Origin of the sequence: Acinetobacter sp. YH16040_T (assembly GCF_024605785.1) — a bacterium.
Classification (GTDB): domain Bacteria; phylum Pseudomonadota; class Gammaproteobacteria; order Pseudomonadales; family Moraxellaceae; genus Acinetobacter; species Acinetobacter amyesii.
This window is the reverse complement of the sequence record NZ_CP094541.1, coordinates 2841099-2856615: the sequence shown is the minus strand read 5'-3', so window position 1 is coordinate 2856615 and position 15517 is coordinate 2841099. Positions and strand designations below refer to the sequence as shown.

Annotated in this window: 20 protein-coding genes; 18 read left to right on the top strand and 2 right to left on the bottom strand. The window is 41.4% G+C overall.

Annotation, left to right across the window (positions count from 1 at the left end):
• Positions 1 to 51 precede the first annotated feature (51 nt).
• From MST16_RS13955 to MST16_RS13870, 18 genes are all read left to right on the top strand, one after another.
• A complete protein-coding gene (locus tag MST16_RS13955) occupies positions 52 to 348 on the top strand; it encodes a head-tail connector protein (RefSeq protein WP_180092445.1) in 297 nt (98 codons plus the stop codon).
• Between the two features lies 1 nt (position 349).
• On the top strand, positions 350 to 676 hold the full coding sequence (locus MST16_RS13950) for a head-tail adaptor protein (protein ID WP_180092448.1): 327 nt from the start codon (positions 350 to 352) through the stop codon (positions 674 to 676).
• Entirely contained in the window at positions 673 to 1176 is a 504-nt protein-coding gene (locus tag MST16_RS13945) for an HK97-gp10 family putative phage morphogenesis protein (RefSeq protein WP_218951713.1), read from the top strand. Before MST16_RS13950 ends, MST16_RS13945 begins: the two co-directional genes overlap by 4 nt.
• Entirely contained in the window at positions 1163 to 1528 is a 366-nt protein-coding gene (locus MST16_RS13940; protein ID WP_180092451.1) for a hypothetical protein, read from the top strand. The genes MST16_RS13945 and MST16_RS13940 overlap by 14 nt, the downstream gene beginning before the upstream one ends.
• Positions 1529 to 1536: 8 nt before the next feature.
• The gene (locus MST16_RS13935) at positions 1537 to 2016 is read left to right on the top strand and encodes a hypothetical protein (protein WP_075167492.1); all 480 of its coding nucleotides are present in this window, start codon (positions 1537 to 1539) and stop codon (positions 2014 to 2016) included.
• A gap of 77 nt (positions 2017 to 2093) precedes the next feature.
• Complete coding sequence (locus MST16_RS13930; protein WP_180092454.1) at positions 2094 to 2480, top strand: hypothetical protein; 387 nt, start codon at positions 2094 to 2096, stop codon at positions 2478 to 2480.
• Positions 2481 to 2485: 5 nt separating this feature from the next.
• Positions 2486 to 2791 (top strand): hypothetical protein, encoded by a 306-nt coding sequence (locus MST16_RS13925; RefSeq protein WP_180092457.1) that lies wholly within the window; start codon positions 2486 to 2488, stop codon positions 2789 to 2791.
• Positions 2772 to 2981, top strand: coding sequence for a hypothetical protein (locus MST16_RS13920; RefSeq protein ID WP_180092460.1), 210 nt, complete (start codon positions 2772 to 2774; stop codon positions 2979 to 2981). The genes MST16_RS13925 and MST16_RS13920 overlap by 20 nt, the downstream gene beginning before the upstream one ends.
• Before the next feature lie 40 nt (positions 2982 to 3021).
• Complete coding sequence (locus MST16_RS13915; protein WP_180092463.1) at positions 3022 to 3675, top strand: type VI secretion system-associated protein TagO; 654 nt, start codon at positions 3022 to 3024, stop codon at positions 3673 to 3675.
• 56 nt (positions 3676 to 3731) lie between these two features.
• Entirely contained in the window at positions 3732 to 6125 is a 2394-nt protein-coding gene (locus MST16_RS13910) for a hypothetical protein (RefSeq protein ID WP_180092465.1), read from the top strand.
• Between the two features lie 3 nt (positions 6126 to 6128).
• On the top strand, positions 6129 to 6758 hold the full coding sequence (locus MST16_RS13905; RefSeq protein WP_180092495.1) for a DUF2460 domain-containing protein: 630 nt from the start codon (positions 6129 to 6131) through the stop codon (positions 6756 to 6758).
• Positions 6755 to 7612: a DUF2163 domain-containing protein gene (locus tag MST16_RS13900; RefSeq protein ID WP_180092468.1), complete on the top strand. Its 858-nt coding sequence runs from the start codon at positions 6755 to 6757 to the stop codon at positions 7610 to 7612. Before MST16_RS13905 ends, MST16_RS13900 begins: the two co-directional genes overlap by 4 nt.
• Positions 7613 to 7670: 58 nt before the next feature.
• Positions 7671 to 9749 (top strand): SGNH/GDSL hydrolase family protein, encoded by a 2079-nt coding sequence (locus MST16_RS13895; RefSeq protein WP_180092471.1) that lies wholly within the window; start codon positions 7671 to 7673, stop codon positions 9747 to 9749.
• A gap of 16 nt (positions 9750 to 9765) precedes the next feature.
• Entirely contained in the window at positions 9766 to 10188 is a 423-nt protein-coding gene (locus tag MST16_RS13890) for an NlpC/P60 family protein (RefSeq protein ID WP_180092474.1), read from the top strand.
• 1 nt (position 10189) lies between these two features.
• Complete coding sequence (locus MST16_RS13885; protein ID WP_180092477.1) at positions 10190 to 12679, top strand: phage tail protein; 2490 nt, start codon at positions 10190 to 10192, stop codon at positions 12677 to 12679.
• A 60-nt stretch (positions 12680 to 12739) separates the two neighbouring features.
• Positions 12740 to 13096, top strand: coding sequence for a hypothetical protein (locus MST16_RS13880; protein ID WP_180092480.1), 357 nt, complete (start codon positions 12740 to 12742; stop codon positions 13094 to 13096).
• Positions 13093 to 13839: an N-acetylmuramoyl-L-alanine amidase gene (locus MST16_RS13875; protein WP_180092483.1), complete on the top strand. Its 747-nt coding sequence runs from the start codon at positions 13093 to 13095 to the stop codon at positions 13837 to 13839. The genes MST16_RS13880 and MST16_RS13875 overlap by 4 nt, the downstream gene beginning before the upstream one ends.
• A gap of 3 nt (positions 13840 to 13842) precedes the next feature.
• Complete coding sequence (locus tag MST16_RS13870) at positions 13843 to 14106, top strand: hypothetical protein (protein ID WP_180092486.1); 264 nt, start codon at positions 13843 to 13845, stop codon at positions 14104 to 14106.
• Positions 14107 to 14659: 553 nt separating this feature from the next.
• Here MST16_RS13870 and MST16_RS13865 read toward each other — a convergent pair.
• Both MST16_RS13865 and MST16_RS13860 read right to left on the bottom strand, forming a co-directional pair.
• Positions 14660 to 15145: a transposase gene (locus MST16_RS13865; protein WP_227554803.1), complete on the bottom strand. Its 486-nt coding sequence runs from the start codon at positions 15143 to 15145 to the stop codon at positions 14660 to 14662.
• A gap of 47 nt (positions 15146 to 15192) precedes the next feature.
• Positions 15193 to 15498, bottom strand: a complete 306-nt coding sequence (locus MST16_RS13860; protein ID WP_087547287.1) for an IS630 transposase-related protein — start codon at positions 15496 to 15498, stop codon at positions 15193 to 15195.
• Positions 15499 to 15517 lie beyond the last annotated feature (19 nt).

Genomic DNA, 15517 nt, shown 5'->3' with positions numbered 1-15517 from the left:
CTTTGGGGCTGCTTTTTTTAACTCTTTTCGTGTCGCAAAAAGGCTATTTTTATGAGTGATTTAATTGACCCCAACATTGTCAAAAAACAGTTACGTGTTCTACATGACCGTGATGATGATTACATCGGATTACTCACAAAAGCAGCTCTCAAACATATTCAAAATTTCTTAGATCGACCACTTGAAGAAGTGACGGTCAATAGTGAATTGCATGAAGATTTGACGATTGCAGCCTTGTTGATCATTACCGATATGTACGAGAACCGAGCAGCTCAAACAGAAGTCAATTTATACGTCAACCAAGCAGTTGAAATGTACCTGTTGCCATACCGAAAAATGGGGGTGTGACATGCAGTCAGGTGATTTAGACCATCTATATGAAGTACTGCAACGTACTGAAGAAAAAGACAGTGCAGGTCAAAAAAAATGGGTGTGGAACAAGATCGGTGAATTTTACGGTGGTGAAGTTCCTGTCAGTACTTCGGCATTTTCATCATCTGGTGCAATGGGGTCGGCTCTAGTCGTTCAGATCAATTACCGACCTGAAGATTTTCCAGACTTGTTGCCTGCACATCAGTTACGTGATGCAGACAGCCAAAACATTTATGCGATTACCGGCATCTTGCCTGTCAGTCGTGCTAAACATCGCATCATGTGTGCTGTGGGGAAAATATGATTAATTCGTCTGTGGAAGTTGAAGGCTTAGACGATCTGACAGAAAAGTTGGAAGGCTTAGTCAATCTAGCGAAGCAGACGAGTGTGACGCAATCCGTTTGCCGATTCGCTTTAAAAGAGTTGCATGCCGATGTGGTCGCAGATGCACCACGGGCAGAGGAAGCGTATTACCGATATTCACGGGGATCTGCACGAGCACGTAGACGTGGAAATCCGCAAAATTCAAGACGATTGGTTCAACCAGGTACGCTTCAGGAATCAATCAAATTTAAGCGGATTAAATTGCCTAAAAGTGTCGGTGTCGGCATCTATGTGACGAATAAAGCCTTTTATTGGCGGTTTCCCGAATACGGTACACCGCATATGGCAGCTGATCCTTTTATTCGAAACAACTTTGATGGGCAAAAAGAACGTGTCGTCGAACGATTTAAAACCAGTTATGCAAGACGTATTAAAGCCATTATTAAAAAACAGCAGGTGAATGCAGATGCTGGCGATTGAAATTTGTAATGCACTGCTGAGTGGTGCTGGATTTAAGTGTGGACCTGCACCCATTGCTGCAGGTGAAGACCTGACAGATGGCTATGTCACTTTTCAGGACATCAGCACTGTACCGCAAAACGATGTGAAAGGTTGGACGGGCATTGATTATGTCCGCATGCAAGTGAATGTCTATCATCATGAAAAATTGAAAGCATCACAGCGTGCCAATCAGATTAAAAAATTATTTTCAAAACAAAATCCGTACTGTGAATGCACGCCAGCGGGTGAGCGTGGATCACATGACACTGAAACCTTGCTGCACTGTCAGCAAATCGATTTTTACATGACTCAATCTGATAACAGTTGTTAGGAGACACTATGACTGATTGCGCAGCGGGAACAGTTGATTCCCAAGGGATCGAACTCCATGTGACTGGAGCACCACTTTTCCCTTCACAAGTATTAATTGCAGATGTATTGGATTTGCCTTTACCTGCAGGTGAACGTCCGACTGATGATGTGACTTCAGTGACTTCAAAATTTGCTGAAAAATTGGCAGCTGGTGTCATTGATTACGGCAATATCGAATTGGGCTTACTTCAACGGACTAATGATGATCAGCAGGTGACACTGGAGCGTGCCTTCATTGCTGGTGACTGTTTTGATTGGGAAATCAAATTGCCTGATGAAGCAAAAACTTCGTACAAGTTTTGCGGATCGATCACCAAATTTGCACCATCGCGTGAAGCATCCAAGAAAAACCGTGTAGCGCTGACAATTGCGATTTCTGGTGCAGTGGATCACCTTGAAAATGGGGTTTCAGTATTAGTGGACACGCCTGAAGTTCCTGCAGGCTAATAAGCAAAACTATTCAAAAGACCCCGTTTCGACGGGGTTTTTAAATTCTATCTATTCAAAATAAAAGTGAGGCAATCATGTCTAATTTAGTAAATGCATTCTTGGCAACAGTTGGTAAAAAACAATCTCAAATCGTAGATATTCAAGATGTGGGAAGTGTTGGTGTCTTAACCTCATTAACCATGAAGCAACGTGCTGAATATTTTAATGAGCGTAAAAGTCTTGAAGACTCGAAAGGTAATGCGCTTTTATTGCAAACAACTGTGTTTGACCCCGAAACAGAAGAATATATCTTCAAGAAATTATCATTGGACGATATTAATAACCTGCCAACCTACGTGACCGATCCCATGATCAAAGTGGCACTACAAGCGATTGGTGTAACGCCTGAAATGATTGCACAACAGGCCAATAAAGAAGTGGAACCGCAAGAACTAAAAAACTCCGCGAACGACCAGAACTAATGTTTATGTTTCAGCTCGCACTGCGGTTGGGTCGGACCGTAAACGAGTTGATGAGCAGTATGAGTGCTGAGGAATTCGAGTACTGGAAAGCATTTTCAGTATTCGAGCCAATTGGTGTTCTACGTGAAGATGCATTATTTGCCAATGTCTGTAAAACACTTGCAGATTTACAAGTGAAAAATGAACTGACATTAAGAGATTTCGTTGTGTTCAATCGCAATAAATATGTAGAGCCTGAACCTGATATTGAGCAAACGATGCGTAACATCAAAGCAGTTTTTGGAGCTTTAAGTGCCAAGTCAAAAGCATAATTTCAAGGTCGGTGATGAAGTTCATATTCCTGACCTGTTTGCCCGTCACAAATTTCGGGTACCAGATGATGAACAATATGTCGTAGATAAATTGATTGATGATGAACGTTTGCAAGTCAGTATCGAAGATCGTTCATTTGTTGGTCATTATTCACATTTTGCAGTTGTATCTGCTGGCAAAAGTTCATAATTGTTTATATTCTAACCTCTTATAAATATAGGGGGTTAGAATGGCGATTAAACCTTGTAAAGAATGCGGTTCACCAGTAAGTGATAAAGCACCAACTTGTCCACAGTGCGGTGCCAAGCAACCAAAGAAAACATCTAAGTTGGCTTTGATACTTGCAGGGTTAGTTCTGCTCGTTATATTTGGTTCGTTGCTATCAGGCGGTGATGAAAAAGCTTCAGACGAAAATGAAAATAGCACTGTTAGGCAAAAATGGTTTGTTGAAACTGAAACAGACCCAATGACAGATAAGAAGCGAGTTTATGTTTCAGTTGTTGCTAATAACGTTTTAATGAAAGGAAACGATTGGTCTACTTTGCAAGAACCAATAATGACATTTAGGTGTCAGGATGATTCAACCGAAGTTTTGGTTGATTTTAAGCAACCGTTGAGTCCTGAATACGGTAATGCTTTAAGAAGAACTACAAAATTTAGATTAGATGATGAAAAGCCATTTAATGTCACTTTAGACACAGCTCAAGGTAATTTGAGAGTTTATTTTGTTTCAGATCCCGTCCGAAATTTAAAGAAAATGATTGGTCATCAGAAATTATTAATTTCGTACCAAGCACATAGAACTGGTGAACAAGTTTTAGAATTTGACATAACTGAACTCGAAACTAGGCTAAAACCTATAAGAGAGTTATGTAACTGGTAATTTTTTAATTAAAGAAAACCTCGCTTCTAGCGGGGTTTTTTTTATGGGTGAAATTTATGTCAGGTGATATTTTAAGTCGGATTCAAATTCTGCTGGATGCAAATACAGCGAATTTTGAGCAAAAAATGAAAGATGCTCAAGATACCTCTGTATCAACCTTTGACAAAATTAAATCCAGTGCAAAAGTCATGGGTACCGCAGTTGCTGCGGGTGCAGCTTCAGCAGCAATTGCATTATCAGCGATGGCTTGGGAAACAGCAAATCAAGCTGTTGAGCTCGAAAAATTTGCGCTGCGTGCTAATACCACAACTCAAGATTTCCAAAAAATGGCGGTGGGTGCTCAGGCTTATGGCATTGAGCAAGAAAAACTCAGCGACATGATGAAGGACTTCAACGAAAAGCTGGGTGAATTAACGACTATCGGTGCTGGTGGTGGGGTTGATTTCTTTGAACAAATCGCTGTTAAAACGGAAGGATCTGCAGCAGCAGCCGAAAAGCTGATTCTGAAAATGCAGAAGCTTTCAGGTCCTGAAGCACTCCAGCTCTATGTCGATAAACTCGAAGAAGCGGGGGTGACACAACAACAGATGTCATTCTATCTGGAGTCGATGGCTTCAGATATGACCGATCTCATTCCATTGTTGATCAATGGCGGGGAGGGCATGCAGCTTTATTCCGATGCTGCGGAACGTGCCGGCATCGTGATGAACGATGAAACCATTGCCCAGGCGAAGATATTAAAAGAGCAAATGTATTTGCTCGATTTACAGTTACAAGGTGCTAAAAATCAGCTGATGCAGGCTGTAATTCCTGCATTTGTCGATATTGCACAGGCGTTCTTCAGCGGATCTGAGCAAGGCTTACAGTTTACTGATGTTGCTAATGGCATTGCCGATGGTCTGCGATTTGTCGCCAAAGTTGCGATTGGTGCTGCTACAGCCGTTCAATTGGTTGGTAAAGTTGTTGGTGGTTTACTAGCGACTGGTCAAGCGATTCTTACGGGTAATATTAGCCAAACGCAATCTATTCAAGATGCGATGGTTGCTGATTTAGATGCAACCATGCAATCAGCAGCTGCCAAACTTGATCAGATTAGTAATAACACAGCTTCAACCACAGCCAAACAAATGGCAGCCTTGCGTAGTGTTGAGAAAACAACGAGCGGTGTGAATGCTGGTTTAGGCACATTAGTTGAGAAGCAGGACAAGGCAGAAAAATCAGCATCTAAATTAGCAAAAGCAACATCAAATGGTGCGAAAGCTCAACGCGAAAAAAACCGTGAAATTGAAGAAGCACAACGATTGATCTATGAATACGGTGATGAAATTAACCGTATTAATATGGATCTCGAAAAAGAAATTAAACGTATCAATGATGCTCAATATCTCAAAAGTGATGCTAAGACGCGGATGATCAAAGATGCCCGTGACTTATCAAGTGCTAAGCAAAAACTATTTGTTGCTGAATTAGAATTTGAAGTTACTGAGCACCATTTAGCTGAAGAGGAAAAGTTAAGAAAACAGCTAGATATTGATAAGTTGCGTCTTGAGTCTACGAAAGGACTGCATAAAGCAGAACTTGAAGAGAAAAAGAAAGCATTGGATGCATGGTACAGATTGGATCTGGCACACATTGAAGATCAAAAACGATCTCGTGTGAATGATGCCATGGCTGCATGGGGTGGCACGTATTCAGACATGACAGGGCAAGGTGAAGATCATGCTTTGTCACAACAGCGTTTTTCGCGGACAGATCAGTCGCAGGAACTGTTTGACGCTCAAATGGCGTTGGCAGATACCGCTGAAGAACGTGAAGCGATTTGGGAAGCACACCACAACCGCATGCAGTTCATTGAGCAAGAGTACTTCCGTTCTCGTGCCAACATGCAACTGCAATGGGGCATGAGCTATGTCCAAGGCGCAGCAGGTGTCATGGCTCAAGTCTTTGGTGAAAACTCCAAAGCTTATCAAGCCATGTTTGCTGTGCAAAAAGCGATGGCGATTGCTCAAGTCATGATGAATGCGCCTGCCACATTCTCTGCAGTAATGACATCAGCTTCAGCTATTCCAGTGGTCGGTCCATTCATTGCTCCAGGATTGGCAGCGGGTGCTGTGGCATTACAAATGGCTCAGGCTGCTGCAATCGGGTCTGTTTCATTCCAGCCTGTCGGTATGGCACATGACGGTATTGATCGTGTACCTGAAGAGGGGAGCTGGTGGCTTGATAAAGGCGAACGTGTCTTGAAAGAGCAAACATCATCAAAACTTGATAGCACGCTCGATGAGATCCGTCGAACCAATCGTGAACCTGCGTACGATATGCCATCAGTACAACAGCCGATTTATAACATTCAAGCCTTGGATGGTAAGAGTGTTGAGCGTGTACTAAAAAAACACAATCGGCACGTTGCTGGAAGTATGAAAGGCTATGCACGTAATTTTGGGAGATAAATGATGTCTGACGTTTTATTTCCAGACTTAAGAATTGGTTATGACCTGACGCGGAAGCCAATGTTCAATACCAAGATTATGACTTCTGTGAGTGGTCGTGAACTGCGGGCAAGTTATCAGGCAGTGCCGAAATATGAGTTTTCATTGACTTTGCCAGGTCTTCAGGAACGCAAAGGCGAACTGCAGGCAATTGAAGATTTCTTCATTGCTCGTCGCGGTGCCTTTGATTCATTCCTATTCAAAATGCCTTGGGACAATGAATATGAATGCACCTTCAATGGTGACGGCACGACGACTTCATTTCAACTGTATAAAGGTCAGTTGCCATTGGGAAATACACAATCTCAAGTGGCAATGGATCTTGATCCTACATTTTGGAATGAAGATGACAATCAGCAATTTTGGAGCGATAACGATGACGAATTGTTCTGGGATGATACAAAAATCACAGTCAGCAAAAGTGGTGTAGTTCAAGCAACAAAGCCATTGAACGCAGGGCATAAGTTTTCAGTGAAAGGCACCTTTTATTATCGTTGTCGATTTGCTGATGATAGCCAGGCATTCACGCTGTTCAGTTATCGACTATGGAAGGGTGAAGTCACCTTGATTGGATCATTGGGAAATAAAGTATGAGAGCAGCTTCTGCAAAACTAATTGCGTTACTTGATGCTGATCAGTTCGTGATGGCAGATCTCTACACCATTACGACAGTTCAAGGTGATGAATTCCGATATACGAATTATGACTTTGATTTGACTGTTGCAGGTCAAACATATAGTTCGAGTGGCCCCATCATCAGTCGTGAAGGAATTAGCCTGTCACTGGGTATTGAGGTTGATAATTTATCGATCAGTATTGATTGTATTGATGATAATGAATGGAACGGTATCAATGTTGTTCAAGCGTTTCATAATGGCCAACTGGACGGTGCTCGATTTAAGTTAGAGCGCATATTTATGGATATGAATACACCAACGGATACCAGTGCCGGCACCATCAAATTGTTTGAAGGTCGAATCATTGAGCCTGACTTAGATCGTAATTCAATTCAAGCCAGTGTCGCGTCAGATCTGGATGAATTGAATGTGCAAATGCCACGAAATCTTTATCAGCCAAGCTGTACCAACACGTTATTTGACACGGCATGCGGTCTATTACGTCAAAACTTTATGGTGCAAACAACGATTGAAGCAGGCAGTACTCCAGCACGAATTTTATGCCAGGTGAATCAGCCGCAAGGTTGGTTCACGCAAGGCGTGATTGAATTCTTGGACGGTGGCAATGCAGGACTAAAACGGACGATTCGCATGCATGAATCAGGTGCTTTGTTATTGACTTTGCCATTGTTGGAAGCACCGCAGGCGGGACAACGAATCAAGGTTTATCCAGGATGTGATAAACGTTTAGAAACTTGCCAAAACCGTTTTAACAATTTCGCTCGTTTCCGTGGCGCGCCATTTATACCAGTGCCTGAAACCGCTGTTTAACCAAATTTGTATTAATCCATACCCAGCCATTGAGCTGGGTTTTTTATGGGGTGAGAAAATGCCTTTACCTACTTCAGCTGAATTAACAGATCCAAATGCAACGAATACACAGATGAAGCAGCGTCTTGGACAGTTAGCTGAGAATGTTGCTGCCAGAGACTACGTAGATCAAAAGGATGAGAAGACAATCAAGGGTATTTCTGGAAAAAACCTATTTAATCCAAATGATGATAATGTTGTAATTGGTTATTTCCCAAATAACACGAATGGAAAACTTCAGGCAAATTCGTCTTTCAATACAACTGGATATATTCGTATTGAAAGTGGTCAAAGCTATGCATTTTCTTCAAAGCACTATGTGGCTTGGTATGATGAAAATCGAATTTTCATTTCTGGATCACCTAGTGCCGATACCTCTCGTGTTCTTGTTGCTCCTTCAAATGCAAAATTTATAAGGGCTTCAGCATCGACTGCTGTGTGGCCATCTTTTCAAATAGAGAAAGGCACAGAAAATACAGCATTTGAGCCTTTTCGATTGGCTATTCAGTCTGATAGTCTGCCACCGTCAATTATTTCCAACTCAAAATTGGCAATGCGTGGTGTTGCAATGGAAAAAGTAAATTTCATTCAAGTAGGTAAAAATTTATTTAGCAGGACTGCAGTAACAATAGGTGTTTACATCGGGCATGATGGTTCAACGGGATCAGATGCTAATTTATGTGTATCAGCATTCATCCCTATTGTTGCAGGGCAGCAATATACAGCACGATCAAGCGGAAGTTCGTTTTACGGCATCCGCTTTGCTTGTTTCTACGATATAGAAAAGAATATTTTGCAAGGTGGTATTAATGATTCATCGAGTGTTACCACATCATTTACAGCACCTGTGAATGCGGCTTATGTCCGATTAACAGTAAATATTTCGAGTCTAGGTACGTTTCAGCTTGAGTTGGGTTCTGTTTCAACAGCATTCGAGGCATATAAAGCAACGCTGGTTGGTTCAAGTGGTGAACAAATTACTGTACCAATTCAAGCAAAATCTATAGGGCAAAATGAATTGTCTGATCAAGCTGTTATACCTAGTAAGACAAATTTTCTTCAGCCAAGTAAAAATTTGTTCAATAAAAGTAATGCGACGATTGGGAAATTTATCAGTGGTACGACTGGAACACTTACAGATAATGCTACTTATGATACTTCGGATTATATTGCTGTTTCTGTTGGCTCTCAGTACACATCCAATAAAACGATGCGCTTTCATGCATTTTTTGATGACAACAAGAATTTTATAGCTGGGGGAAGTAATAATTCTGGAACAACATTTACCGTGCCAGCTGGTGTGTCATTTGTCCGATTTACGTTATCTCACTCAGACTTAAATTTATTTCAGCTTGAGTTGGGTTCTGTTTCAACAGGATTCGAATCATACGGTTATATTTTAAAATTTATTGATAATACACCTATTACTATTGACACAATCGCGGTGTCGAAATGGAAAGGTAAAAAGTGGGCGACAATAGGAGATAGTATTACAGCCGGCGCTCATTGGCAGGGGTTTGTTGTCGGTGTTCACCAATTATCTTGGACAAATTTTGGTGTAAGTGGAACGAAAATAAGTGGTGCAGTCGGTGATACAAATGCAATGTGTCAAGATACTCGAATTAATGCAGTACCTGATGATTTCGACTTGATCACATTGATGGGTGGCACAAATGATTGGGCGCAAAATGTACCGCTTGGCGTGATAGATTCTAATGATCCTTTGACGTTTTACGGTGCATTAAATACTTTTGCGATAAAAGCTTTCGCACGTTGGCCAACAAAACGAATTGCCGTAGCAACTACGCCATATGGAGAAATTCCGGCTTATGAATCACGTCCTGGATGGACTAGCCCTGCAAAAAATAGCCTTGGATTAACGACAAATGATTATGCAGAAGCGATTCGACAGTTCTGTAAACGTGCAAATTTGCACTGTATTGATGTGGCATTAAGTGCGGGATGGGGAACATACAACATCACAGAAGCATTAGGTGGAAGTACAACAGACCATCTGCATCCTGTGTCTGGTTCGAGTGCAGCAAAAGGGATTGCAATTGTGCATATCAATGGTCTAAAGAACATTGAGCCTGTCTAATTTTAGTGAGGTGGTTATGAGAAATCTCGAAGCCGTTGCCGAAGCCATGACTTGGCTCGGCACACCATATCATCATCAGGGTCGTGTTAAAGGTGTTGGAGTGGATTGTGGAACTTTGATTTGTGAAGTCTATGAAAAAGTGGGCTTGATGGATCACCTAGATCCACGTCCATATCCACCAGACTGGCACATGCACCAGCTTGGCCAACGATATTTAGAGCACGTTTTATCGGTGTGCTATGAAGTCGATGAGCCACAGCCTGGTGACATTGTTTTATATCACTTTGGCAAGTGCATCAGTCATGGCGCAATTGTCGTTGAATGGCCAACGATTATTCACTCCTATATTCATCAAGGAGTAATACTCCAAGATGGCACAAAAGGAAGTCTAGCTCGCAGAATTGCGGGCTTTTATCGTATGAAGAGGCTAAAAGAATAGTATGGGTGGAATATTTGGAAGCACAACGATCAGTACGTCTGATAAGCGCATCAATTCGATGCGTATTCAGCAATCTGCATACGGTCTGACACAACCATTGATTTACGGCAAAAATCGCGTTGAAGCCAACATGTTTTGGTATGGCGACTTCAAAGCGACTGCTCATACGACAACCACTAAATCTGGTGGTAAAGGGGGTAAGACCAAGACTAAAAACACCACCTATACGTATTCAGCCTCTTTGATGTTGGGTCTATGTGAAAACAAGATCAAAGACATTGGCATCATTTGGCGTGATAAAGAACAGATCGTCACGAAAACTGAAGGCGGTGTGCAGCTCAAGCCAATTGATCAGATCGGCTTTGAACTCTTTGATGGTGATCACAATCCTGTTTGGGGCTATTTAGCTTCAAAGCATCCTGATGAGGCAGTGCATTATCCATTCCTTGGGTATGTCGCATGTGCAAATTATGACTTGGGTGGTAGTGCAGCATTATCGAATCATAATTTTGAAGTGATCAGCAATATTACATTTTCAGAAACAATTCATGATGCCAATCCAGCGGATGTGATTGAAGATTTCATTACAAATCCACGGTACGGTGCAGCACCTAGTTTGAATATGGCAGATTTATCTGAATTTCGAACCTATTGTGCAGCCACTAATTTGTTGATCAGTCCCGCTTTGACAGAACAACGTGAAGCATTTGAAATCATCAGTGAAATTGTGGAAGCTGTGAATTGTGCAGTGGTACCAAGTCCAGACGGTTTAAAAATCCGTTCATACGGTGACAGTGCAGTGACAGGAAATGGCGTGACATTTACGCCAAATCTTGAACCGGTTTATCACTTAACAGATGACGATTTCTTGGGAGAAGATCAACCAGTACGTGTACGTCGAAGCCGTGATACCGATGCATACAACCATTGCCAAATTGAGTACGTGAACCGCTTCAACCAGTACAACACGGAAACAGTTGAAGCTAAAGACCAAGCAAACATTGAAATGTTTGGGCTGCGTACACAAGATCCAGTTAAATTTGACTTTTTCTGTGAGCCGAAAATTGCCCGTCATGCGGTGCAATTGCTGTTACAGCGAAAACTGTATGTTCGAAATGAATATGAGTTCGAATTAGGCTGGAAATACTGCCGACTTGAACCAATGGACATTGTGACCATCACAGATGAATCCTTGGGTTTAAATCAGTTTCCAGTGCGGATCACACGGGTAGAGGAAGATGAAGAGGGTGTGCTTTCGATTACCGCTGAAGAACTTGCAGTCGGATCTCGTTCAGCAGTCGAGTATGACCTGCAATCATCGAATGGGTACCAAGGTGGCAATGAAGAACCAGGTAACGTCAATGCACCAGCAATTTTTGAGCCTCCTTTAGAATTAACCGGTGGCAAAAATCAGATCTGGGTAGCTGCGTCAGGTGGGATCAATTGGGGTGGCTGTAACGTCTGGGCAAGTATAGACAATACAACGTATGAAATGATCGGCACTATCTATGGCTCTGCGCGTTACGGTACATTAGTTTCAGGCATTGATGCAGATGACACATCGATGCAAGTCCAATTGAATACTTCTAGCCAGATCTTTGGCGGGACTTTGCAGGATGCTGAAGTTGATGCAACCTTGTGTAAAGTCGGTGATGAATATATCAACTACATCGATGCAACCTTGGATGGATCAGGGCGTTATACATTAAGTGGCATGCTTCGTGGCCGTTTTGATGATGCAAGTACACATAATGCAGGTGAATCATTTGTTCGTATTGACCGAGCCATTTTTGAATATGACTTCAACTCAAATATGGTGGGAAAACAGATTTATTTGAAGTTCACAAGCTTCAATGGTCTTGAGCAAAAAGAAGAAACTTTGGATGAAGTTACGGCATACAGTTACACAATCAATGGTGGTCGTCCTGCAGGTGTCAAAGGTTTATCTCTGCAGTCTGCATTTGAAGGCACAAGCTTTAAAGTTCAATGGCAAAGTGCAGCTGGGGCGACAGGTTATATTGTTCAGATTTGGTCGAATGGTGTATTGCTTAGAACTGTTGATACAACGAATACCGATTATTCATACAGCATGGATGAAGCAAAAATCGACGGTATTCAACGTGCTTATACAGTACGTGTTGCAAGTAAAAACGGTTCGATTGTCAGCACTTTTGCAGAGCTGAATATCAGTAATCCAGTGCCACCACAATTGTTGAACGTGTATACATCGGCAACTGCAGATTCGATCACAGTGACTTGGATTCCAAGTGAAGTACCGGATCTGAAAGATTACCAGGTGTGGATCAGTACCAATGCGAACTTTGATCCTGATGCAACGGCAGCACGTTGGACAGGAACTGAAAATGCTTGCACGATTACTGGCTTGCAATCAACGACCACATATTATGTGCGTGTTGCTGCGCGGGACGTGTGGAAGCCGACTTCGTGGAATTATTCATCACGAATCACACAGGCAACTGCTGATAGTTAAAGTTTTCAACCATAAAGCACCTTCGGGTGCTTTTTTATTGCATGTCGAAAAGGGGGCAGGATGTCTGAAAATGAGGGTTATGGCCTTAGGCTTGAAAAGAAAATCGATAATATGCAATCAGATATACGCATGCTATCTGATCATGTGACTAGATTGACCTTTATCAATGAAGCACAGAAAACTGCAGCGGAAGAAAATAGGAAAGACATCGATGCGCTTGATGTGAAGGTTTCAAGTCTTGAAAAAAAATCAGCAGCACAAGATGGAGGTATTGGGGTTCTACGCTTTCTACTTGGGTTATGTGGTGGTTCACTCATTGGATTATGTGCATGGGTAGGTTCATCAATTATACAAATCAATCAAGATCAATCACTGATTAAAGAAAAAGTCACTCGACTTGAGGAAATGAGTAAATGAAATTTATAGAACAAAATGCATGGCAATTTTTGTCAGTAAAGCTCCCTGTGTTGGGGGCTTTTTTATTGCTTGTGCTTATTCCAGGCTTGCAATGGGCAGTGGATTTTAAATTGATTCCAGTTGAATACCATGCCTACGTGACAGGCGGTGTGATGGTCTTTTTATCATGGCTGGGTAAAAAGTGGTATCAGCCAAGTTTACATCAGCCTTTGGGGTTTGTGGCTGTTACAGCAGGACATAGTAACTCTGATCCTGGTGCAGTAAATGGCAAGATCAAAGAATCTGAGCTTGTGACAAATTTCCGTAATGCAGTGGCTTTTTATTTACGAGAAGCAGGAATTGCAACAAAAACAGACGGTACGAGTACACGAAATGATCCGTTATCGTCGGCTTTAAAACTGATTAAAGGCTCATCAGTTGCGGTTGAATTCCACATGAATGCAGCAGCTTCAAAACAGGCAAACGGTATTGAAACAATTGCACTGCCTCGCGATAAAAAATTGGCTCAAGATTTGTCGGCAGCTGTGGCCAGTGCCTTAGGTAGTCGATTGCGGGGTGATAATGGCTGGATTGATCAGAGCAAATCGGCCCGTGGCAGTTTGGCATACATCAATGCTGGCGGTTTGATTGTTGAACTAGGTTTCATCTCAAATGAAGCTGAATTGGCAGCATTTCAGGCACGTTATTGGATTGCAGCAAAAGCTGTGGCCAAAGTTCTAATTGAATATGAAAAAGGGGCATAACACATGGCAGCAATAACTATTGCAAGCGCACTTTCTCCAATTGTGGATGCTTATGGTGTTGGTCGTGAAATCGTTCAAACGACTGTCAATGCTATGGATGCAGCAGAAAAGGAGCGTGATTCAGGTGCCGATAAAAAAGCATGGGTATTGGCTTTTGTTAAATCATTCGTGACTGATTTGGGACAAAATTGGGAACGTTGGGCGAAAGTGATTGTCACGTTTATTGACTTCGCAAAGTCCGTATTTAACAGCAAGCGTTATAAGTAAGTGGTCCAATTTTATACATGCCCTTGGTCTTCGGACTGAGGGCATCTTTTTTGTTTGTCTTGCAACTATTTTGCAACTATTGGTTTTTATAAAAATTATAAATTATTGAATAAATTAAAATTATTTTATATTTACTGCCAATCCATCATTGGCGCAACACTAATTCGTGGTTGAAGTTTATTTTCAATGGGTTGGAGATCAGTCATTAAAAAAACACGCCTTAAAAGAACAAGATGGAAGAACGAAATGGAAAAGGGTGAAGAAATACCAAAAGCTGTCTGAAATACGATGAAAAAAACCGCATTTCAAGACGCGCGCAATATTAGCATAAATTGTGGTTTGGGGCATGGTCTTGCTAGCGTGACATATTCAAGGTCAGGCTAGAAAAAGTCGGAAGTGTGGCTTAAGTAATTTAAATTTTTATGTGATTAATCTATAATTTTATAAACTTTATTGTATGGTTTCTTAGCAGATTTAACTGCCTGCCTATATGTCTTTATTTTCCCAATATCTAATGCAACGCCAATTTTGTATCTCGTTTGAATATCTATAGCTAAATACCAAATAAATCATTACAGTAATCTTTAAATAATTTATCAATATCTTTAACTCTAAACTTAGTTCGAATCGCCTTGACTCGTGACCACATATTTTCTATTGGATTTAAATCTGGACTATATTTAGGAAGCCACACAATGTAATGGCCTGCACAACGTATCAACTCCTGAAGTCTTTTCCCTTTGTGAAAGGTCGCATTGTCCATAATCAAAACACTGCTTTCTTTCAACTTAGGTAATAAATCCTGTTCAATCCAACATTCAAATACTTCTGTATTCACAGAACAATTAAACACACCAACTGTCAACAATCTATTTTCGATAATTGCACCGATCGCATTACTGCAATTCTTCAACTGCCAGTTAAATTCACCTTCAGCACGTGTTCCTTGAAGGCTATAACTATGAGTTCTGGTACTTTCACTTTGAAAACCACTTTCATCTATGTAAATCAGAGGCAATTTCCCTTCTAAACACTCTATGAGATTTTGAAATTGCTGACGTTGATTTTGATCTGCTTTAGGATGCTTTAACGTCTTTTTTTACGCGATATTCCTGCGGCATGTAATGCATTAAATACCGCATGAGTGCTTACTCCTAAACGTTCAGCTCGCTCATACTGATAATCATCAGGATATTGTTCAACATCCTTCAATATTTGCTCTCTGCTAATTTTAGCTGGACGGCCAGGAATAGGTTTGTTTGTAGTGGACTTTTTCCAGTTCTGAATCGTTTGTATACAGATGTTAAAATGCTGTGCTGCTTTTCGCACAGACATTTCATCTCGAATCATAATTTCTATGACTTTGTCTTTAAAATCTTTTGAATATCCCATATCTCTATTGTTCTATAGT